Origin of the sequence: Nonomuraea indica (assembly GCF_002850745.1) — a bacterium.
Taxonomy (GTDB): Bacteria; Actinomycetota; Actinomycetes; order Streptosporangiales; family Streptosporangiaceae; genus Nonomuraea; species Nonomuraea indica.
On sequence record NZ_KZ559471.1, the window covers coordinates 203943 to 225080 of the forward strand.

Below are 21138 nucleotides of genomic sequence, written 5' to 3' on the forward strand. Positions count from 1 at the left end.
GAGCGGGCTCAGCCGGCCGAGCCCAGGGCGGCGGCCCAGGGGTAGACGAGCTGGGCGATGCCGGTCGGCGCGCCCGTGATCCTGTTGTTGACGAACACGCTGTGCGGCACCTCGTACAGCGGGATCCAGACGAGTTCGCGGACGGCGATCTCCTGGAGCCTGGCGACCGTGGCGGCGCGGGCGGCCGGGTCGGCCTGGGCGTTGGCCTCGTCGACCAGGGCGTCGTAGGCGGGGTTGGTGTAACCGCCGTAGTTGGCGAAGTTGCCGGTCTGCAGGACGCCGTAGAACTCCAGCGGGTCGGGGGTGGAGTCGTACCAGGTCGTCATCACCAGGTCGAGGCCCTCGCGGGCCTTGGCGTCGGCGAACAACGCCGAATAGGCGTCGGGGGCGACGGCCTTCAGCTCGACCCGCAGGCCGATGGCCTGCCCCGCCGACTGCACCGCGTTGGCGATGACGCCGATCTCGGGGGAGAGCGTGCTGGTCGCCATCACGATCTTCCTACCGGCGGCGCCGGCCTCCTGGACGAGTTTCCGGGCGGCGGCGAGGTCCTGGCCGAGCGGTGGGAGCCGGTCGTAGTAGCCCTTGGCCGCCTCGGGGGCGATGCCCCAGGCGCCGATGGCGGCGGGCGCCTTCGACGGTGTGCCGACGCCGGCCGCGGCGGCCTTGATGATGCCGGGGCGGTCCAGTGCCATGGACAGCGCCCTGCGGACCCGGAGATCGCCCAGCGTGCCCTTGAGATCGGTGGGGATGAGGTTCACGGCCGTGGTGTTGGGGCCGAAGTAGAGCCTGCCGGTCGTGGCGGCGCGCAGCCTGGCGAAGCCGCTCGACGGCAGCAGGTAGCCGCCGTCGACCTCGCCGGCGAGGAGCGCGTTGACGCGGGCGGCGGGGTCCTGGATGAAGACGTGCCGGATCGTGCCCGCCTTGGGGGCGAGCGCCCGGTCCCAGTAGCCGTCGAACTTCCTGAGGGTGATCGACTGGCCCTTCTGCCAGCCGTCGAACGCGTACGGGCCGGTGCAGTCCACGCCGGCGTCCGGGGTGCCGTAGCCCCGCTCGGCGAGGGACGCGGCGGAGGCGACGGTGCCGGCGGAGGTGCCCATCTGCTCGTTGAAGAGCTGGTCGGGCTTCTTCAGGCGGACGGTGACCTCCAGCGGCCCGGTCTTCTCGATCGACGTGACGTTCTGGAAGACCGACACCCAGTAGGAGCCGACCTCGGGGTCCATGTGGCGGCGCAGGCTGGCGACCACGTCGTCGGCGGTGAGCGTGGACCCGTCGTGGAACCGCACGCCCGAGCGGATCGTGTACACCCAGCGCCTGGGGTCGGGGCTGGCCACGGCGACGGCGAGGCCCGGCTCCAGCCGCATGTCGGGGGTGATCCGCATGAGCTGCTCGCACACGTTGGCGAGCACGGTGTTGGGCGGGTAGTCGAAGGCGTAGGCGTAGTCGAGGGACTGCGGTTCGGCGTAGAGCGACCAGGTCACCGCGTCGACCGGGCCCTTGGCCGGGGGCATGTCGCCGGTGATCTCGAAGGGGACGGAGCCGTCGGGGCCGGCGGGGTGGGGGCCGCCGCAGGCGGCGGCCGCGAGTGCGAGCGACGCGGTCGCGGCGGCGAAGCGGGAGGTGCGCATCGGACCACCTCTTTCTGGGGTGGGGTGCCGTATGGCGGGCGGCTCGAGTGGCAGCGAGTATTCGTGAAGGAACGTTCCCGCACAAGGGGGTGGAGGAACGATTCCGTAACGGCAGGCGAGCTGGCGGGCCGCCGGATCCGATGGCAGGATCGCTGCCCATGAGCCAGTCAGACCGCTTCGTCCCCCGGGTGCGCCTCGTGGACGTGGCCCGCGCGGCGGGGGTGTCCAAGACGACCGTGTCCGCCGCGCTCAACGGCACCGGACGGCTGCCCGCGGCCACCCGCGAACACGTCCGGCAGGTGGCGCGCCGCCTGGGCTACCGTCCGAACGCCACCGCGCGGCTGCTGCGCACCGGGCACGCCCGGCTGCTCGGCCTGGTGGCACGCGAGTACGTCGAGACCCCGTGGGTCTACGCGGAGCTGGCCTACTTCGGGCAACTCGTCATCGCCACCACCCGGGCGGCCCTGGCCCACGGGTACGGGGTCGTCCTGCTGCCCACCTCCGGACCTGACGACTGCTGGCTGGACATGCCGCTGGACGGCGTGTTCGTGGTCGACCCGGTCGCGGGAGACCCGATGGTCGGCGACTTCCTCGCGGCGGGCGTTCCCGTGGTCTCCGACCGGCGGGCGCTGGCGGCGGTCGCGGACGGGTCGCGACAGGAACTCGGCCGGTGGGTGGACTTCGACCACGGCGACGCGGCGCGCGGGGTCCTCGACCACCTGGAGGCCGCCGGGGCCGAGCGGATCGCCGTCGTCGCGGGCGCCACCACGGCCTGCTTCCACCAGGAGTCGGTCCAGGCCTACCGCGACTGGTGCGCCGAGCGGGGCCGCTCTCCCCTCGTCTCCTACCTGTCAGGCCCCGGCGTGCGGCGGGCGCTGGGGGCGGTCGAGGAGCTGCTCGACGACCCCGTCCCGCCGGACGCGCTCTTCGTCCTGGTCGAGGCCAACCCGCCGCTGCTGCTGGACGCGATCCAGCGCCGCGGGCTGTCCGTGCCCGACGACCTGCTGCTCGTCTGCACGACCGAGGACCCGGCGGCCCGCTACACCAAGCCGCCGATCAGCACGCTCGGCTTCCTGCCCGGGGAGACCGCCGAGACCGCGGTGGAGCTGCTCGTCGACTGCGTCGAGGACCGCGAGGGCGACCGCGGCCGCCTCTTCACGGCCGACTTCCAGGCCCGCGCGTCCTCGGCCGGGCTGCGGCGTCGCCCGGGCCGCGCACCTCACCGCACCTCGTAGGCGTCGTAGAGCACGGCGTCGCGGGTCCGCACGGCCGAGGCGACGGCCAGCGAGCGGTTGAGCCAGCGATAGCCGGGCGCTCCCGTCTCGAACCGGCAGAACAGCCGGAAGTAGTAGTCGCCCGGGTCCACCTCCTCGCCGCGCGCGAGCCGCGCCAGGACGTCGGGCGCGCCGTGCCGGATCCCGGTGGTCCGCAGGTAGATCAGGGCGCCGTCGGAGGTGCGAAGCGTGTAGCGGGTGTCGATGCTCGCGCTTCCGTCGGCGTGGACGAGCTGCCAGTCGGCCCCGCCCGGCAGGATCTCGCCCGACAGCCGTGGCCCCTGGAACGAGCCGCCGGTGATGGCGATGATCCGGCGGCGGCCCCAGGGCGAGTCGCCGAGCTCCAGGATCGGGTCCAGCTCGACCCGGAAGGCGGCCAGCAGGGCCAGCTCGGGCCTCATGCCGGCGCCACGCCGTAGGAGGGGCGCTCGTTGAGCAGCCGGGGATCGAAGCCGGCGGTCCGCTTGTAGGCGGCCGCGATGCTCTCGCGCTCGGCCAGCGGGATCACGTCCTCGATGTCGGCGAACCCCGCCGGGGCGCGCTCGTGGGCGATCTTCATCACGACCTCCGGCCCCATGCCCCGGTTGGCCTGGCACAGGGCGGTCGTGACGGGCCGCCGCCGCTCCTCGTAGGCGGCCAGGGCCTGCTCGGGTGACGGGCCGACGGCGAGCTCGTAGGCGAGCACGCGGGCGTCGAGCACCGCCTGGGAGGCGCCGTTGGAGCCGATGGGGTACATGGCGTGGGCGGCGTCGCCGAGCAGCGTGACCCGGCCGTGCGACCAGCGGGGGAGCGGGTCGCGGTCCACCATCGGGTACTCGTAGACGGCCTCGGCCGCCGAGACCAGCCCCGGCACGTCCAGCCAGTCGAACCGCCAGCCGCCGAAATGGCGCAGCACCTCGGCCGGCTCGACGGCCCGGTTCCAGTCGCCGGGCGCGACGGCCCGCTCCGCGGGCCGCTCGGCGATCCAGTTGACCAGGCCCGGGTCGCCCTCCTCGATCGGATAGGCGACGAACTTCGCGGTGCCGTCCCCGGCCATGACCATGGACCGGCCGGACAGGAACGGCCGCGCCCGGGACACCCCGCGCCAGAGGACCAGGCCGTTCCACGGGGGCGGGCCCTCGCCGGGGTGGAGCCGGGCCCGGACCGCCGAACGGATCCCGTCAGCGCCGACGAGCACGTCACCGGCCAGCTGGGCCTCCCCGCCGGCCGTCCGGAACCGGGCGGACACCCGGCCGCCCCCCTGGTGAAAGCCGGTGAGCGTGTGCCCGGTCCGCACCGCCTCCTCGCCCAGCCGCTCGCGGACGGCCGCCAGCAGCATCATCTGCAGCCTGCCCCGGTGCACCGAGAACTGCGGCCACCGGTATCCGGCGCCCAGACCGCGGGGCTCGGACCAGATCGGCGACCCGTGGCGGTCGTGGTAGGACAGCTCGGCGGTGGGCACGCCGATCCCGGCGAGCCGGTCGGCCATGCCCAGCTCGGTCAGCTCGCGGACCGCGTGCGGCAGCAGGTTGATGCCCACGCCCAGCGGGCGCAGCTCCGCGGCGGCCTCGGCGACGACCACGTCCGTGATGCCCGCCGCGTGCAGGCTCAGGGCCGAGACCAGCCCGCCGATGCCGCCGCCCACGATGACCACTCGCATCGTGCCTCCCGGTTATGATTATGGCCTTAACTGTTTTGCCCTTCATCATCTGGGCGCGTAGGCCGTCACGCAAGAGCCCTGGGAAGATCGGACGCATGGACGAATCGGCGGAGAGCTGGTACGCGAGGTATGCGGCGGACCGGGTGGCCGGCATGGGGTCCCCGGCCGAGTCCCGCGCCTTCACGCTCTCCTACAACCTGCTGCAGCTCTCCCAGCTGCTGGTCAACGACCTGGAAGCGCAGGTGCACCGGCCGCGCGGCCTCACCCTGCCGGGCTTCCGGCTCATGTTCAAGCTGTGGCTGCTCGGCCCGACCCGGCCGGCCAGGCTGGCCGAGCTGTCCGTGCTGACCCGCTCGGCCGTGTCCAATCTGGTCAACACGCTGGAGCGCGACGGCTTCGTGGCCCGCAGCCGGACCGCCGCCGACCGGAGGTCGGTCCACGTCGACCTCACCGAGAAGGGGCGGGCGACGATGGGCGAGGCCTTCGAGCTCCAGCTCCGGCGCGAGCACGCCTGGTTCGCCGCGCTGGACGAGCACGAGCAGGGGCGCTTCAGCTCCACGGCGCGCAGGCTCATCGAGTCCCGGCCGCAGGACTGACGACGCGCCGGCCCCTCGGCGTGCCGCCCGTCCAGGCGGCACGCCGAGGGAGCGCGCTCAGCGGCTGAAGCGCAGCGTGACCAGCTCGAACGGGCGCAGCGACACCGCGACCGACCCGTCGGCGAGCTCCGGCGCGACCGCGTCGGCGAGCGGACGCTCCAGCAGGTCGGTCACGGCCACGCCGGTGGCGGCGAAGCCCGTGGAGACGCAAGCGCGGGCCCGGCCTCCGCGTGACTCGTGGAAGCGGACGACGACGTCCCCGCTGCCGTCGTCGGCCAGCTTCACGGCGGTCACCACGACCGCGTCGTCGTCCACGGTGACCAGCGGCGCGACCTCGCCGTCGCCGGGGACCCGCCGCTCGGGCAGGTTGACGAACCAGCCCTCGCGCACCGCGTCGCCGATCGCCGCGCCGGGCACCAGCACGTGCCGGAACCGATGCAGGCCCTGGTCGGTCTCGGGGTCGGGGAACCGCGGCGCCCGCAGCAGCGACACCCGCAGCGTGGTCGTCGTGCCCGAGTCGCACGCCCGTACGGTGCGGGTCACGTCGTGGCCGTAGGTGGAGTCGGTGACGAGCGCCACCCCCCAGCCCGGCTCCTCCACGTGGACGAACTTGTGGTTGCACGCCTCGAACTTGGCCGCCTCCCAGCTCGTGTTGGTGTGGGTGGCGCGGAAGGCGTGGCCGTACTGGCTCTCGGCGGCGTACCGGTCGGCGTGCACGTCCAGCGGGAAGGCCAGCTTGAGGAACTTCTCGGTCTCGTGCCAGTCGACCTCGGTGCGGATGTCGAGCCGCCCGGCCTCCACGGTGAGGACCTGCGTCACCCGGGACGCGCCGAACGAGCGCACCACGCGGACCGAGCCCGGCGCCTCACCGGGGGCGACCTCGTCGGCGTCCACCAGGTCGGTCACCGTGTTCCGGTAGAACTGGTCCACGTCCCAGGCATCCCACATGTTGGGGAAGTCGGGGTGGATCTGCAGCAGGTTGGCAGGCTGCCCCGGCGCGACCGCCTCGCGCTCCGCCCGCAGGTCGTACGCCGAGACGACGAGGCCGCGGCCGTCGATCACCACCCGGAGCAGGCCGTCGTCCAGGACGTACCCGCCCTCGCCGCGCGTTCGGACCGCGGCGGCGGGGGAGGGAGCCGGGACCGTGGCCGCGCCACCGGCCGGGACGCCGTTGCGGGCGTGCGGCGCCGCGTTGAAGACCAGCTCGCCGGAGGCGGGGTCGCCCGCGAGGGCCTGCTGCGCGCCGTCGATGATCTCGTTCAGCTCCGCGGCCACGGCGGCGTACGTCTTCTCGGCCTCGCGGTGCACCCAGGCGATGGACGAGCCGGGCAGGATGTCGTGGAACTGATGGAGCAGCACGGTCTTCCAGATGCGGTCGAGCCGCTCGTGGGGGTAGTCGAACCCGGCGCGCACCGAAGCGGTGGCCGCCCACAGCTCGGCCTCGCGCAGCAGCGACTCGCTGCGGCGGTTGCCCTGCTTGGTCCTGACCTGGCTGGTGAGCGTGGCGCGGTGCAGCTCCAGGTACAGCTCGCCGACCCAGACCGGTGGGGCGGGATACTCGGCCTCGGCCTTGGCGAAGAACTGGGCGGGTGTCTCCCAGGTGACGGTGGCCGAGCCCTCCAGGTCGCGCATCCTGGCCGCCTTGGCGACCATCTCGCGGGTGGTGCCCCCGCCGCCGTCGCCCCAACCGGTGGGGGCCAGCGAGTGCCGGGCCACCCCCTTGTCGCGGAAGTTGCGGGCCGCGTGGGCGATCTCGCTGCCCTTCATCGAGCAGTTGTAGGTGTCGACGGGCGGGAAGTGGGTGAAGATCCGGGTGCCGTCGATGCCCTCCCACAGGAACGTGTGGTGGGGGAACGTGTTGACCTGGCTCCAGGAGATCTTCTGGGTGAGCAGCCACTTCGATCCGGCCGCCTTGATGATCTGCGGCAGGCCGGCGGCGAAGCCGAACGTGTCGGGCAGCCACACCTCCTGGTTCTCGACGCCGAACTCGTCGAGGAAGAACCGCTTGCCGTGCACGAACTGCCGGGCCATCGCCTCCGAGCCGGGCATGTTCGTGTCGGACTCCACCCACATGCCACCTGTCGGGACGAAGCGCCCCTCGGCCACGGCCTTGACGACCCGGGACCAGACCTCCGGCCGGTGCTCCTTGAGCCACGCCCACTGCTGCGCCTGGGACATGGCGAAGACGAACTCCGGCTCGTCCTCCAGCAGCGCGGTTATGTTGGAGGTGGTGCGGGCGACCTTGCGCACGGTCTCGCGCAGCGGCCACAGCCAGGCTGAGTCGATGTGCGCGTGCCCGACCGCGCTGATCCGGTGCGCCGACGGCGCGGCCGGCGTGGCCAGCACCCCGGCCAGCTCGGCGCGGGCGGCGGCCGCCGTGGCGTTGACGTCCTGCAGGTCGATCCGGTCGAGGGCCCGCTCGACGGCGCGCAGCAGCTCCCAGCGGCGGGCGCCGTCCGCGGGCAGCTCCGCCATCAGCTCGCCGAGCACCTCCAGGTCGATCACGAGCTGCCAGACGGTCTCGTCGAAGATCGCCAAGTCCATGCGGGCCAGCCGGTACTGCGGCTTGCTCCCGGCCGTCTCCCTGTCGCCGAGCTTCGTGGGCAGGAAGGGGTGGTAGTCGAGGATGACCGGGTTGGAGGCCGCCTCGACGTGCAGCCGCACCTCCTCGCCGCCCGCGACCGGCGCGCCGACGCGCACCCACTGGTTGCGCGGGTTGAGGCCCTTCACCGGGCTGCCGTCGGGCCGGTAGACCAGGCCCTCGCACTGGAAACCCGGCATGTTCTCGTCGAAGCCCAGGTCGAGGACGGCCTCCACGGTCCGGCCCGCCCAGTCGGCGGGCACCGTGCCGGTGACCGTGAACCAGCTCGTGCCCCACGGCGCGCCCCACTCGTCACCGACCCTGATCGGCGTGGGCGAGGCCGCCAGGCCCTCGGCCACCGGCACGGGCTCGCCGGGCGCGTGCCACACGGCCACGTCGAGCGGCACGGAGGCGGGGTACACCGCGGGGCGGATCCGCTCGTCGAGGACACGCTTGAGGCGGGCTTCGACCAGTTGGCGGTCGTCATGCATGGAGGGGTACTCCTCGTTCTGGTAACCGGTTCAGCCCTTGATAGCGCCCTCGGCGACGCCGCGGAAGAAGAAGCGCTGCAGCGAGGCGAAGAGGATCACGATGGGCAGGAAGGAAATCATCGTCCCGGCCGCGATGAGGCGGGGATTGGCGCTGAACGTCCCGTTGAGGTACTGCAGGCCGACGGTGAGGGTGAAGTTCTTCGGGTCGTTGAGCACGATGAGCGGCCACAGGAAGTCGTCCCATGCCCCGATGAACGCGAAGATCGTGATCACGCTGAGCATGCCGCGCACGTTCGGCAGGCCCAGGTGCACCAGCCGCTGCCAGGGCGTCGCCCCGTCGATGACCGCCGCCTCGTCCATCTCCTTGGGGATGGCCTGGAACGCCGTGCGCATCAGCAGCACGTTCAGCATCCCGATCGTGCCGGGCAGCGCCACGCCCAGCAGGGTGTCGGCCAGGCCCATGCTCCGGACGGTGACGTACTGGGAGATGATCGTCACCTCGCCCGGCAGGACGAGGGTGGACAGGAACAACGCCAGCAGCAGCTTCGCCCCCCGGAACTCCAGCCGGGCCAGCGCGAACCCGGCCAGCGTCGCGCCGACCGCGTTGCCGCCCACGACGATGACCGCCACGATCAGCGAGTTGAGCGCGTACGTCCAGACGGGGATCGTCGCCGCGACCTTCGCGTAGTTCTCCAGCGTCGGCTGGAGCGGGACGAAGCTCGGCGTCTGCGCGAAGACGTCCTCGTACGGTCCCTTGAGCGAGGTGGACAGCTGCCACAGGAACGGCAGGACGGTGATGGCCAGCACGAGCAGCAGCAACGTGTACCGCAGCACCAGCTCGCCGGGCCCCGGAGCGCCGAACCCGCCCCGGCCGCCGCGCCGCCGTTTCAGGTCCGCCATGTCAGGCCGCCTTCCTGTTGAGCCGCGCCAGCAGGAGCATCGGACCGATCGTGATGACGAAGAGCAGGAGGCTCAGCGCGGAGGCGTAGCCGAAGTGGCCGTAGAAGCCACGGCTGTAGAGCTGGATCAGCATCACCAGCGACATCGCCCGCCCGCCGGGCCCGCCGGTGCCGTTCGACAGGACGAACAGCTCGGAGAACACGCGCAGCGCCGAGACCGCCACCAGCACCGAGACCAGCAGCATCGTGTTGCGCACGCCCGGGACCGTCACGCTCCAGAAGCGGCGCACCGGCCCGGCCCCGTCCACGGCCGCGGCCTCGTGCAGCTCACGCCGGACGTTTCCGAGCGCGGACAGATATATGATCATGTAGTAGCCCAGTCCCTTCCACACCGTCAGCGTGATGGCGCTGAACACCAGCAGCCAGCGGTCGGTCAGGAACGGCAGGGGCCCCTGGAGCACGCCCATTGCCTGCGCGAGCCCGTTGATCAGGCCCCGGTCGCTCAGCAGCCAGCTCCAGATCAGCGCGACCACGACCGCCGAGGCGACGACGGGGGTGTAGAAGGCGGTGCGGAAGAACGTGATGCCCGGGATCTTCTTCTCGACCAGCACCGCCAGCAGCAGCGGCAGCAGGGTGAGCACCGGCAGGCAGACCACCATGAACACGATGCTGTTGAGCAGCGCGTCGACGAGCTGGGTGTCGTCGAGCATGCGCCCGAAGTTGTCCAGGCCGGTGAAGTGCCCGCCGCTCAGCGGCTTGGCGTTCGTGAACGCCAGGACGAGCGTGTTCAGGGAGGGCCAGACGTTGAAGACGAACAACCACAGCGCGGCGGGCGCCACCAGCAGCCAGGGGGTGATCCGGCGGCGAAGGGCGCCCTGCGCGGGAAGGACGGGAGCGGTCACTGGTTGAGCAGTTCGTTGCACTTGGCGACCGCGGCGTCCAACGCCTCCTTCGAGGAGACCTCCCCGGTGAGCGCGAGCGCGATCTGCTGCCGGACGAACTTGCTCATCGCCTCGGTGACCTCCACCGGCTGGAGCACCTTGGCCGTGGCCAGGGACTTGAACGCGATGACTTTGGCGTCGCCGCCGTTGGTGCCGTCGCTGCGGGTGAAGAACGGGTCGTTCGCCGAGGCCTTGGTGCTCGGGAAGACGCTGACCTCGTGCGCGAACGCCGCCTGGTTCTCCGGGCTGGTCACCCAGCGGGCCAGCGCGACCGCCGCGGCCGGGTTCTTCGTCCTCTTGGAGATCGACAGGCCCTGGACGTACAGCGGCGGGACGCCCATGGCGGGCGACGGCACCACCTTGGGCGCCAGCGAGGGGTTGTCGGTCTTGACGGCGATGATGTGGTTGGCCCCGGCCGTCGTCCAGGCCACGGTGCCCTCGTTGAACAGCTTGGCGTTGCCCGCGTAGGTGTCGGTGAGCACGTCGCGCGGCAGCAGGCCCTCCTTGTAGGCGGCGCGATACTTGTCGATCACCGCGGCGGCCTCGGGGGTGTTGAAGACGAAGCTCCTGCCGTCGTCGGACATGATCTTCACGCCCGCCTGGGTGAGGTCGCCCAGTTCGGGGCGGCGGCTCATCAGGTAGACCTTGCCGCCGGACTTCTCCTTGAAGGTCCGGGCCTGCTCGACCAGCTCGTCGAACGTCGTCGGCGGCTTGGCCGGGTCGAGGCCGTTCTTCTTCATCAGCTCGGAGTTCCAGTAGTTGACGTCCGTGTTGAGGTACCACGGGTAGCCGTAGGTGCCGGAGAACCCGCGGAACCTGTACGCGTCGAGCCCGCCGGCGACGTACTCCTCGGCGAGTCTGGGGTCGGCCTGGGCGACGTCGAGCAGCATCTCCTGCTTGACCAGCGGCCGGGCGAAGTCCGGCGGCAGGTTGGTCACGTCCGGCAGGGTGCCCGAGGCGGCCTGGTTGAGGACCTTCTCCGAGTAGGCGTCCGGCGGCTGGTCGAGCCACTCGACCTTCGTGCCCGGGTACTTCTTCTCGAAGGCGCCGATGACGCGCTCCATGTACGTCGTGAACTTGGGCTTCAGGGCCCAGGTCTGCAGGGTGACCGTGCCCTTCACCTCGCCGGTGGCCGCCGCGGCCGGTGCGGCCGGTGCGGCGTCCCCCTGCGGGTCGGCCCCGCCGAGCCCGCAGCCCGAGACGACCATGACGGCTGCCACCGCCAGCCCCGTCCAGTACCCACGCATAGCGCCCTCCTTGGATGCTAAATCGCTCTAGTTGCCGGACTATTCACCTGGCTAGACTCGTGTGTCAATAGCTGAAACGAACTCGTGAAGGAGCAGCGGTGCGCCGACCGACGATCACCGACATCGCGAAGCAGGTCGGGGTTTCCAAGGGCGCGGTGTCCTTCGCGCTCAACGGACGCCCGGGGGTGGGCGAGGCCACCCGCGCGCGGATCCTGCAGGTCGCGAAGGAGATGAACTGGCGTCCGCACAGCGCCGCCCGGGCCCTGGGCGGCGCCCGCGCGGAGGCCGTGGGCCTGGTCATCGCCCGGCCCGCCAGCACCCTCGGCGTGGAGCCGTTCTTCGCCCAGTTGCTGTCCGGGCTGCAGGCGGGGCTGTCGGCGCAGTCGGTGGCGCTGCACCTGCTGATCGTCGAGGACGTCGAGGCCGAGATGGAGGTCTACCGGGAGTGGGCCTCCGCGCACCGGGTGGACGGGTTCGTCATGGTGGACCTCAAGGTTCGCGACCCGCGCATCGAGGTGCTGGAGGAGCTGGGGGCGCCCGCGGTGGTCCTGGGCGGCCCCGGCAGGCACGGCAGCCTGTCGAGCGTCTGGGCCGACGACCGCGAGGCGATGCTGTCGGTCGTCGACTACCTGGCCGCGCTCGGCCACCGCAGGATCGCCCACGTCGCGGGCCTGCCGGCGTTCCGGCACACCCAGCGGCGCACGCGCGCGCTGCGCGACCGCGCCGGGCGGCTGGACCTGGAGGAGGCGGTGTCGGTGCCCACCGACTTCAGCGACGCCGAGGGCGCCGCCGCCACCCGGACCCTGCTGTCCCGCGCCCGCCGGCCGACGGCCATCGTCTACGACAGCGACGTCATGGCGCTGGCGGGGCTGGGCGTGGCGGGCGAGATGGGGGTGAAGGTGCCCGACGAGTTGTCCATCGTGGCCTTCGACGACTCGGTGCTGACGCGGATCGCGCACCCCGCGATCAGCGCGCTGTCCCGCGACACCTTCGCCTTCGGCCGGCAGCTCGCCGAGGTGATGCTGGAGGTCATCGCCGAGCCGGGGCTGCGCCGGGACGTCAGGACGGCGACCCCGCGGCTCGTGGTCAGGGAGAGCACGGCGCCGCCGGCGGCTTGGCAGGGGGACTAAAACGCTTTAGGCTGCGCCGGGAGATCGCTCGACCCCCGGAGGACGCGTGCCCCTGTCCGACCCCATCCGCTACGGCGCCAACTACGTGCCCTCGGCCGGCTGGTTCCACAGTTGGCTCGACCTCTCGCTCGACGCCGTCCGCCGCGACCTCCAGGACCTGGCCTCGATCGGCCTGGACCACGTCCGCGTGTTCCCCGTCTGGCCGTGGATCCAGCCCAACCGGGCGGCGATCCGGCAGCGCGGCGTGGAGGACCTGCTGGCGGTGATCGACGTCGCCGCCGAGTTCGGCCTGTCCGTCGCCGTCGACCTGCTCCAGGGGCACCTGTCCAGCTTCGACTTCCTGCCGTCGTGGGTGCTCACCTGGCACCGGCGCAGCATCTTCACCGACCGCGCCGTGCGCGACGGCCTCGCCGCGTACGCCGACCGGCTCGCCCGCGCCGTCGCCACCCGCGACAACGTGTTCGCCGTCACGCTCGGCAACGAGGTCAACAACCTCTACCCGAGCAACCCCACCACGCCCGAGGCGTCAACTGCCTGGGCCGCCGAGCTGGTCGACGTCGTGCGCTCCGCCGCGCCCGGTCTGCTCGCCCTCCACTCGCTGTACGACGCCACCTGGTACGACCCGGAGCACCCGTTCAGTCCCACCGACAACGTGGACCTCGGCGACCTGACGACGGTCCACTCCTGGGTGTTCAACGGCGTCTCCGCGATCGACGGCCCGCTCGGCCCGGCCACCGTGGGCCACGCCGACTACCTCGTCGAACTGGCCGCGGCCACCTCGCTCGACCCGGCACGGCCCGTCTGGCTGCAGGAGATCGGCGCGCCGCTGCCCGACGTGCCCGAGGCCGGCGCCGCCGAGTTCGTCCGCCGCACGCTCGACACGGTGACCGCCAACCCCGCCCTGTGGGGCGTCACCTGGTGGTGCTCCCACGACCTGGATCGTTCCCTCGCCGACTTCCCGGAGCGGGAGTACGACCTGGGCCTGTTCACCGTGGACCACCACCCCAAGCCGGCGGCCAAGGAACTCGCGGCGATCATCGGCGAGCGCCGCCGCCGCACCGGGGGCAGGCGCCCGGCCCTGCGGTGCGAGGTGGACCTGCGCACCGAGCCCGGCCGCCGGGCGGAGGTCGCGCCCGGCAGCGCCTTCCACACCCGATGGGTCCGGCTGCGCGAGACCGGACCCGTGGCCATCGTCGCCGGCGACCGCGCCGGCGACCCGGGCCACCTCGCGACTCGGGGGATCGACACCGTCCTCACCCAGGAATGAGAGGCAGCCACATGCGACGCCGCGTCTTACCCGCCCTGTGCGGGGCCCTGATCGCGACGGCCCTCGCCGTCCAGCCCGCCCTGGCCGGCCCCACGGCCCGGCCCACCGACTCGCCCGCCGGCCCGTCCCCCTCGGCCGCTTCGTCCCCCTCGGCCGCTCCGTCCACCCCGGCGGCGCCGGACCGCGGCGCGGCGCGGGCGGCGGGCGGCCAGCCCTACGCCTCCTACTGGCACCCGAACACGATCCTGAACTGGAACCCGGCGACCGATCCGGACGCCCGGTTCAACCGGTCACGGGTGCCGCTGCGGCCCCGCGCCTCCGACCCCGCGCTCAGGGCCAACCCGAACGCGCGCGCCGGCGAGGGCAGGGTCGCCTCGCTGGTGTCGTTCGGGCCCACCTCGGGCAACCCGTCGCAGGGCTCCCTCGACGCCGACTACTACGCCTTCACCTACTGGCAGTACGTCGACACCCTGGTGTTCTGGGGCGGTTCGGCGAGCGAGGGCCTCATCCTCGCCCCCAACGCGACGGTGATCGACGCCGCGCACCGCAACGGCGTCAAGGTCTACGGCACGGTGTTCTTCCCGCCCACCGCGTACGGCGGGCAGATCCAGTGGGTGCGCGACTTCGTGCGGAAGTCCGGCTCGACCTACCCGGTCGCCGACAAACTGGTGCAGGTGGCCCAGCACTACGGGTTCGACGGCTGGTTCGTCAACCAGGAGACCGCCGGCGGCGACGCCGCCCTGGCGACCGAGCTCCGCTCCCTGATGAAGTACGCCAGGGCCAAGGGCCCGGTCGAGTTCATGTGGTACGACGCGATGACCGAGAGCGGCTCGGTGACCTGGCAGGACGCGCTCACCACGGAGAACGACGCCTTCCTGAGCGACCCCGCCCGCGTGTCCGACTCGATGTTCCTCGACTTCGGCTGGAGCGCGGGCGACCTGCGGTCGTCGCGCGACCTGGCCCGCTCCCTCGGCCGGGACGAGCACGAGCTGTACGCGGGCATCGACACCGAGGCCAACGGCTACAACACCGGGGTGAGCTGGGACGCGGTGTTCCCCGCCGGTCAGCCGCATGTCACCTCGCTGGGCATCTACCGGCCCGAGTGGACGTGGAAGTCCTCCTCCGGCCCGGCCGACTTCCGCACCCGCGACTCCCGCTACTGGGTGGGCGCCAACGCCGACCCGTCCAACACTGCGACGTCCTCCCCCTGGAAGGGCCTGGCGCACCACATCGCCGAGTCCACGGCCGTGACCGCCAAGCCGTTCGTCACCGGGTTCAACACCGGGCACGGCGACTTCTACAACGTCGGCGGGACCCGCGTGCGCACCGGCGGCTGGAACAACCTCTCGGTGCAGGACGTGCCGCCCACCTACCAGTGGGTGGTGGACTCCGCCGGGACCCGGCTCACGCCGTCCATCGACTACGGCGACGCCTACGAGGGCGGCTCCTCGCTGCGGCTCACCGGGAAGCTCGACGCGGCCAACACCGTGCGGCTCTACCAGGCGAAGCTGCCGGTGACGGCCGACACCAAGCTGTCCGTCGTGGTCAAGACGCCCGCCGCGGGCCCCACCCGCCTCAAGGCGGCCGTCGCGTTCACCGACGCGCCGGACCGCTTCACCACGTTCGACCTGGGGGCCACGGCCGGCACCGGCTGGGAGCGGCGGACGCTGGACCTGTCGGCGCACGCCGGTAAGACCATCGCCCAGCTCGGCCTGCGCGCCGAGGGCTCCGCGGCCTCCTACGACATCCGGGTCGGGCAGCTCGCCGTGTACGACGGAGCCGTGGACGCGCCCGCCGCTCCCTCCGGCCTCCAGGTGCTCGGCGCGACCGACGTGTCCGCCTCCCGCAAGTCGCTCCGCCTCGCATGGACCGCCGCCCGATCCGGCCAGGTCCACCACTACGACGTCTACCGCCGCAACGCCGACGGCTCCCGCACCTACCTGGGCGCGACGCCCAACGACGCCTACTTCGTGCCGCGGCTCGACCGGGCCGGCGCCGAGACCAGCACGACGATCGAGGTCGAGGCCGTCTCCACCGAGTACGGCCGGTCGGCCGCCGCGACCACCACGGTCGCCTGGTCGGGCGAGCCGGGGGAGGAGAACCACGCCCTCGGCCGCCCGGCGACCGCCTCCGGGCAGTGCGCCGCGAGCGAGGGCCCGGCCAAGGCCGTGAACGGCAGCGTCACCGGCGGGAACTCCGACAAGTGGTGCACCCTCACCGCGGACAGGTGGCTGGAGGTGGACCTCGGCGAGGCCCGCTCCCTGAGCCGGTTCGTGGTCCGGCACGCGCAGGCCGGCGGGGAGCCCGCGGCCTTCAACACCCGGGACTTCACGATCCAGGTGCGCTCCGCCGTCTCCGAGGAGTGGAGGACCGCGGTGACCGTCACCGGCAACACGGCGGCCGCCACCACCCACCCGGTCAGCCTCAGCGCCCGCCACGTCAGGCTGTCCATCACCGGACCGACCCAGACCACCGACCCGGCCGCCCGGATCTACGAGTTCGAGGCGTGGGGCGACTAGCGCGTTGACGCGCGCCCACCAGGCCGGTGGCGCCGCCGGGCACCCGGCGGCGCCACCGGCCGCCGGCCACGCGGGTCACCGATCCGCAGAGAGGAATCCCGTGTCAGTCACCATCGTCTCCGTGGAGTCCACGGACCTGTTCGCGGGCACGCAGGACGCCCCGCGCCAGGTGCTGCGCGTGACGCTCGACGGCCCGCCCGCACGGGTCGCCGTCACCGGCCCCGGCGTGACGGGCGCGGCCCGTGGCTCCGGCGAGGTCGAGGTCCCGCTGGAGATCACGGACCGGGTCCCGGGGACCGAACTGCCGGTCGTGGTGACGGCGGGTGACGCGCGCGCCGAGGGCGTGGTCGTCGTGGCCGAGCCCGGCTGGACGATGTTCATGGTCTCGCACTTCCACTACGACCCGGTGTGGTGGAACACGCAGGCGGCGTACACCTCGCCCTGGGAACTGCTGTCCGGGGACGCCACCACCCGGCCGCTGTGGGAGCGGAACGGCTTCGCGCTGGTCGACGCGCACCTGGACCTGGCGCTGCGCGACCCCGTCTACGCGTTCGTGCTGGCCGAGATCGACTACCTCAAGCCGTACTTCGACGTGCACCCCGAACGCCGGGCCGACCTGCGGCTGCTGCTGGAGCGGGGGCAGGTCGAGCTGGTCGGCGGGACGTACAACGAGCCCAACACCAACCTCACCGGGGCCGAGACCACGATCCGGAACATCGTGTACGGCATCGGCTACCAGCGCGACATCCTGGGCGGCGAGCCGGCGACGGCGTGGCAGCTCGACGCGTTCGGGCACGACCCGCAGTTCCCGGGACACCTCGCGGCGGCCGGGCTGACCGGGAGCGCCTGGGCACGCGGGCCGTTCCACCAGTGGGGGCCGATCCAGAAGAACTTCCGCGAGGCCAAGGACGACGCCACGGTCATGCAGTTCCCCAGCGAGTTCGAGTGGATCTCCCCGTCGGGGCTCGGCGTGCTGACGCACTTCATGCCCCACCACTACTCGGCGGGCTGGTGGATGGACTCCTCCGCCGACCTGGCCGCCGCCGAGAAGGCCGTGTACGAGCTGTTCAGCAAGCTGAAGCCGGTCGGGGCGACGAAGAACCTGCTGCTGCCCGTGGGCACCGACTACACCCCGCCGAACAAGTGGGTCACCGAGATCCACCGTTCCTGGAACTCCCGCTACGTCTGGCCGCGCTTCGTCTGCGCCACCCCCCGCGACTTCCTCGACGCGGTCCGGGCCGAGCTGGCGGCCGCCGGCCGGCGGCCGAGCCCGCAGACCCGGGACATGAACCCGATCTACACCGGCAAGGACGTCTCCTACATCGACACCAAGCAGGCGCAGCGGGCGGGCGAGGTGGCCGCCGTGGACGCGGAGAAGCTCGCCACCCTGGCCGCGCTCGAAGGGCTCGGCGCCTACCCCGAGGCCGCCCTCGACAAGGTCTGGCGGCAGCTCGCGTACGGCGCGCACCACGACGCGATCACCGGGAGCGAGTCCGACCAGGTCTACCTGGACCTGCTGTCCGGCTGGCGCGAGGCGTACGACCTCGCGGCCGCCGTGCTGGACGCCTCGCTCGGCTCGCTCGTCGCCCGCGTGGACACCACAGGGGAGGGCGTCGCGGTCGTCGTCGCGAACACGCTGTCCTTCGACCGGTCGGCGCCCGTCGCCGTGCGGCTGCCCGCCGGGACCGACGGCGCGCGGGTGATCGACGACATCGGCGCCGACGTGCCCTGCGTCGTGGACCGGGGAACCCTGCGGTTCCTGGCCGAGGACGTGCCCGCGACCGGCTGGCGCACCTGGCGGCTGCTGCCCGGCTCGTCCGCCGCCGCTCCCGCGTGGACCCCGGCCGACGGCACCACGATCGAGAACGCCCGCTACCGCGTCACCGCCGACCCCCTGCGCGGCGGCGGCCTGTCCGCGGTGTTCGACAAGAAGGCGGGGCGCGAACTGGTCCGGGACGGCGAGGTCGGCAACGAGCTGCGCGTCTACGAGGAGTACCCGGCCCACCCCGACTTCGGCGAGGGCCCCTGGCACCTGGTGCCCAAGGGCCCGGTCGTCGGCGCGGCGCAGGGCCCTGCCGTGGTGCGCCGTGAGATCTGCCCGCTCGGCGAGCGCCTGCTGATCACCGGAACGGTGGACGGCATCGGCTACGAGCAGACCGTCACGCTGTGGGACGGCGCGGACCGGGTGGACCTCGTCACCCGCGTCGTCGGCTACAGCGGGGCCGACCGGCTGCTGCGGTTGCGCTTCCCCGCCGACCTCCCCGGCGCGCTGCCGGTCAGCGAGGTGGCCGGGGCCGTGGTCGGCCGCGGGTTCGCCCTGCCCGACGTGGACGCCGCCGAGGCGCCGTGGACCCTCGACAACCCCGCCAACACGTGGTTCGCACTGGGCTCCACCGCCCGGGTCACGCTGACCGGGCCCGACGGCCGCTTCCTGGGGGACCGGGCGCTCGGGGTCGCCGAGGTCGTCGTGCCCGCGCTGGACGACGCCGCCGGCGCGCGTGACCTGCTGGTCGCGCTGGTCCGGGCCGGGATCACCGCGACCACGGCGAGCGCCGACTGGTCCCGGTACGGCTGGCTCGACGTGGACTCCAACCTCCCCGACTTCCGCGTCATGATCGGCGGTCCGGAGGAGAACGACGCGGTGCGCGAGCTGCTGGAGAGCGCCGGGGCCGCCTACACCGAGACCCTCGAACGCGACGGGCGCGTCTGGGTGCCCGCCGCGCGGCCGCTGCGCGAGGTCTGGCGGCCCAACGCCGACCTGCGCGACCTGCGCGCACTGCCCGCCCTGGTCACCACCGACCCCGCCGCGCTGACCGCCGACCTCGCCGACGCCCGCGTGAGCGCCGCCTGCCCGGGGGAGATCCCCGAGTCCGAGCGGCTCACCGACCACACCGTCGCGCTGCTCACCTACGGCCTGCCGGGCTTCGCCGTCGATCCGGCCGGGACCCTGCACCTGTCGCTGCTGCGCTCGTGCACCGGCTGGCCGTCCGGCGTGTGGATCGACCCGCCCCGCCGTACGCTGCCCGACGGCGCGGGCTTCCAGCTCATGCACTGGACCCACGAGTTCCGCTACGCGCTGGTCTCCGGTGAGGGCGACTGGCGCGCGCTGACGCTGCCCGCCCGGGGTCAGGAGTTCAACCACCCCCTGTACGCCGTGGTCGCCGAGCCGCACCCCGGCCCGCTGCCGCCGGCCCGGTCGTACCTGCGGGCCGAGCCCGCCCGCGAGGTGCTGGTCGGCACCCTCAAACCGGCCGGCAACCCGACCGCGCACGGATCGGCCGCGGCCCCCGACCCGGCGTCGGGGGTGACCGTACGCCTGATGGAGTCCACCGGGCACGGCCGCGACGCCACCCTGTCCGGCGCGCTCGCCCTCGCCGAGCCCCACCGCGCCGACCTGCTCGAACGCCGGGGCGAACCCGTCACGGGCGCCATCGGGCTGACCGGCGCCGAGGTCGCCACCGTGATCGCCGTACCCGGCCTGCCGCCGCACGACGCCGCCGACGCGGGCGCGCCGCCGTGCGGCGGGGCGGTGCTGGGACCGGTGGCCGAGGCGGCGCAGCCGGTGCACGCGCGGTACTGGCTGCACAACCGGGGGCCGGCGCCGATGGGGTACCTGCCGGTGAGCGTCGCGGTCTCCCCGGGGCTCCTGCGGACCGGGGGCGAGCCGGTCGAGATGTCGGTCGTGCTCTCGTCGCACCTGGTGGACGCCGACGTGGAGGGGGCCGTGGAGCTCCTCGCGCCCGACGGCTGGACGGCGAGCCTGACGCGGCGGCCGTACCGGCTGGCGGCGGGCGGGCACCTGCGGTTCCCGGTGACGCTCACCCCGCCGGAGGGCGTGGAGCCGGGGACGTACTTCGCCGCCGCCCGGATCCGGTACGACGGCCAGGCCGTCGAGGACGTGGCCACGATCGCGGTCGGCGACCTGCCGGGCCTGCTGCCCGTCCCCGGCGACGTCCCGGAGGACTGGGTGGCCGCGCAGGGCAGCAAGGACGCCCCCGGCCGTGACACCGGCCTGTCGGTGGACGTGACCGCGCGGTCGGTGCGCGTCGCCCCCGGCGGCCGGGCCGTGCTGGGGCTCACGCTGCGCAACCGCACCCGGGGTGAGATCCGCGGCGAGCTGCAGCTGGTCTCGCCCTGGGGCACCTGGGACCTGGTCGCCGACCCGGTCCGCGGGTTCGCCCTCGCGGCGGGGGCGACGGCCGCCGTCGCGTTCGAGGTGGCCGCGCCGCGCGACGCCGACCCCGGCTCGTCCTGGGCGCTGGTCAAGGTCATGTGGTACGGCCGCTGCCAGTACGCCCCGACCGTCGAACTGGTGGTGGCCCCATGACGGCCGGTCACCACCACGGCCACGGCCGCCCGGTCCTCGGGACCGCGCCCGTCAGCGATGGGCCCGTCGCCCGCGGGTCCGTCGTCGGTGGGCCCGTCACCCGCGGGCCGGTCACCCGCGGGCCCGTCACCGGTGGGCCCGTCACCGGTGGGCCCGTCGCGCCCGGTGTGGGACCGGTGCTGGGCTGGCTCGACGGCAACCCCCTCCCGCGCGCCGAGCTGGACCGGCGGCTCGCCGCCCTGCGGGCCGGGCCCCGGTCCACGGCGCTCCCCGCGCCGGGCACGGCCGAGGACCGGCAGCTCACGCGCTGGGTGGCCCAGGTCGTGCTGACCGAGAAGCTGTGCGCCGCCGAGGCCGCCGCCCGCGGGCTGGACCCCGGAGACGCCCGGCCGGTCCGGCTCGACCAGCGGGCCGCCGTCGAACTGGGCTCCATCGCCGCGGCGGCGTACGAGGGCAGCGCAGCCGTCCGCGCCGTGTACGAGGCCGTCACCGCCGACGTCGTCGTGGCCCCGGAGCAGGCGGCCGTCCACCGGGAGTCCACCGCTCGGCCGCCCGCCGGGCCGGTGTGGCGGCTGCGCACGCCGGGTGGCGGGGTCGACGCC

The 21138-nt window shown here is 73.3% G+C and carries 14 protein-coding genes; 7 read left to right on the forward strand and 7 right to left on the reverse strand.

What is annotated here, in order from left to right:
* Nucleotides 1-8: 8 nt before the first annotated feature.
* On the reverse strand, nucleotides 9-1625 hold the full coding sequence (locus CXR44_RS17700) for an ABC transporter substrate-binding protein (protein ID WP_101787167.1): 1617 nt from the start codon (nucleotides 1623-1625) through the stop codon (nucleotides 9-11).
* Between the two features lie 158 nt (nucleotides 1626-1783).
* Between CXR44_RS17700 and CXR44_RS17705 the strand changes: the two genes are divergently transcribed.
* Nucleotides 1784-2860 (forward strand): LacI family DNA-binding transcriptional regulator, encoded by a 1077-nt coding sequence (locus CXR44_RS17705; protein WP_101787168.1) that lies wholly within the window; start codon nucleotides 1784-1786, stop codon nucleotides 2858-2860.
* On the opposite strand, the gene CXR44_RS17710 is transcribed toward CXR44_RS17705, so the two are convergent.
* Both CXR44_RS17710 and CXR44_RS17715 read right to left on the reverse strand, forming a co-directional pair.
* Entirely contained in the window at nucleotides 2845-3300 is a 456-nt protein-coding gene (locus CXR44_RS17710) for a DUF3237 domain-containing protein (protein WP_101787169.1), read from the reverse strand. The genes CXR44_RS17705 and CXR44_RS17710 overlap by 16 nt on opposite strands.
* Nucleotides 3297-4538 (reverse strand): flavin-dependent oxidoreductase, encoded by a 1242-nt coding sequence (locus CXR44_RS17715; protein WP_101787170.1) that lies wholly within the window; start codon nucleotides 4536-4538, stop codon nucleotides 3297-3299. The genes CXR44_RS17710 and CXR44_RS17715 overlap by 4 nt, the downstream gene beginning before the upstream one ends.
* Before the next feature lie 95 nt (nucleotides 4539-4633).
* On the opposite strand from CXR44_RS17715, the gene CXR44_RS17720 reads away from it, so the two are divergent.
* Nucleotides 4634-5134, forward strand: a complete 501-nt coding sequence (locus CXR44_RS17720) for a MarR family winged helix-turn-helix transcriptional regulator (protein WP_101787171.1) — start codon at nucleotides 4634-4636, stop codon at nucleotides 5132-5134.
* Between the two features lie 57 nt (nucleotides 5135-5191).
* Here CXR44_RS17720 and CXR44_RS17725 read toward each other — a convergent pair whose 3' ends face one another.
* The 4 genes from CXR44_RS17725 to CXR44_RS17740 are packed head-to-tail and all read right to left on the reverse strand — an operon-like array spanning nucleotide 5192 to nucleotide 11293.
* Nucleotides 5192-8206: an alpha-mannosidase gene (locus CXR44_RS17725; RefSeq protein WP_101787172.1), complete on the reverse strand. Its 3015-nt coding sequence runs from the start codon at nucleotides 8204-8206 to the stop codon at nucleotides 5192-5194.
* Between the two features lie 30 nt (nucleotides 8207-8236).
* Nucleotides 8237-9106 carry a carbohydrate ABC transporter permease gene (locus CXR44_RS17730; RefSeq protein WP_101787173.1) on the reverse strand — a complete coding sequence of 290 codons (870 nt, stop codon included), beginning with the start codon at nucleotides 9104-9106 and terminating at the stop codon, nucleotides 8237-8239.
* Between the two features lies 1 nt (nucleotide 9107).
* Nucleotides 9108-10007 carry a carbohydrate ABC transporter permease gene (locus CXR44_RS17735; RefSeq protein ID WP_101787174.1) on the reverse strand — a complete coding sequence of 300 codons (900 nt, stop codon included), beginning with the start codon at nucleotides 10005-10007 and terminating at the stop codon, nucleotides 9108-9110.
* A complete protein-coding gene (locus CXR44_RS17740; protein ID WP_101787175.1) occupies nucleotides 10004-11293 on the reverse strand; it encodes an ABC transporter substrate-binding protein in 1290 nt (429 codons plus the stop codon). The genes CXR44_RS17735 and CXR44_RS17740 overlap by 4 nt, the downstream gene beginning before the upstream one ends.
* Nucleotides 11294-11391: 98 nt before the next feature.
* Here CXR44_RS17740 and CXR44_RS17745 point away from each other — a divergent pair, with 98 nt between their 5' ends.
* From CXR44_RS17745 to CXR44_RS40170, 5 genes are all read left to right on the forward strand, one after another.
* Entirely contained in the window at nucleotides 11392-12423 is a 1032-nt protein-coding gene (locus CXR44_RS17745; protein WP_101787176.1) for a LacI family DNA-binding transcriptional regulator, read from the forward strand.
* Between the two features lie 46 nt (nucleotides 12424-12469).
* Nucleotides 12470-13690, forward strand: a complete 1221-nt coding sequence (locus tag CXR44_RS17750; protein WP_101787177.1) for a glycoside hydrolase 5 family protein — start codon at nucleotides 12470-12472, stop codon at nucleotides 13688-13690.
* An 11-nt stretch (nucleotides 13691-13701) separates the two neighbouring features.
* Entirely contained in the window at nucleotides 13702-16209 is a 2508-nt protein-coding gene (locus CXR44_RS17755) for an endo-beta-N-acetylglucosaminidase (protein WP_219601861.1), read from the forward strand.
* 100 nt (nucleotides 16210-16309) lie between these two features.
* Nucleotides 16310-20536 (forward strand): glycoside hydrolase family 38 N-terminal domain-containing protein, encoded by a 4227-nt coding sequence (locus CXR44_RS17760; RefSeq protein WP_101787178.1) that lies wholly within the window; start codon nucleotides 16310-16312, stop codon nucleotides 20534-20536.
* Nucleotides 20533-21138: DUF7158 domain-containing protein (locus tag CXR44_RS40170; RefSeq protein WP_219601862.1), on the forward strand; the 606-nt coding region annotated here is incomplete at its 3' end. The genes CXR44_RS17760 and CXR44_RS40170, both read left to right, overlap by 4 nt.

Excerpts from the sequence above, each read along its gene's own strand:
- CXR44_RS17700 (WP_101787167.1), bottom strand. The coding sequence starts at position 1,625 with ATGCGCACCTCCCGCTTCGCCGCCGCGACCGCGTCGCTCGCACTCGCG.
- CXR44_RS17705 (WP_101787168.1), top strand. The coding sequence starts at position 1,784 with ATGAGCCAGTCAGACCGCTTCGTCCCCCGGGTGCGCCTCGTGGACGTG.
- CXR44_RS17710 (WP_101787169.1), bottom strand. The coding sequence starts at position 3,300 with ATGAGGCCCGAGCTGGCCCTGCTGGCCGCCTTCCGGGTCGAGCTGGAC.
- CXR44_RS17715 (WP_101787170.1), bottom strand. The coding sequence starts at position 4,538 with ATGCGAGTGGTCATCGTGGGCGGCGGCATCGGCGGGCTGGTCTCGGCC.
- CXR44_RS17720 (WP_101787171.1), top strand. The coding sequence starts at position 4,634 with ATGGACGAATCGGCGGAGAGCTGGTACGCGAGGTATGCGGCGGACCGG.
- CXR44_RS17725 (WP_101787172.1), bottom strand. The coding sequence starts at position 8,206 with ATGCATGACGACCGCCAACTGGTCGAAGCCCGCCTCAAGCGTGTCCTC.
- CXR44_RS17730 (WP_101787173.1), bottom strand. The coding sequence starts at position 9,106 with ATGGCGGACCTGAAACGGCGGCGCGGCGGCCGGGGCGGGTTCGGCGCT.
- CXR44_RS17740 (WP_101787175.1), bottom strand. The coding sequence starts at position 11,293 with ATGCGTGGGTACTGGACGGGGCTGGCGGTGGCAGCCGTCATGGTCGTC.
- CXR44_RS17755 (WP_219601861.1), top strand. The coding sequence starts at position 13,702 with ATGCGACGCCGCGTCTTACCCGCCCTGTGCGGGGCCCTGATCGCGACG.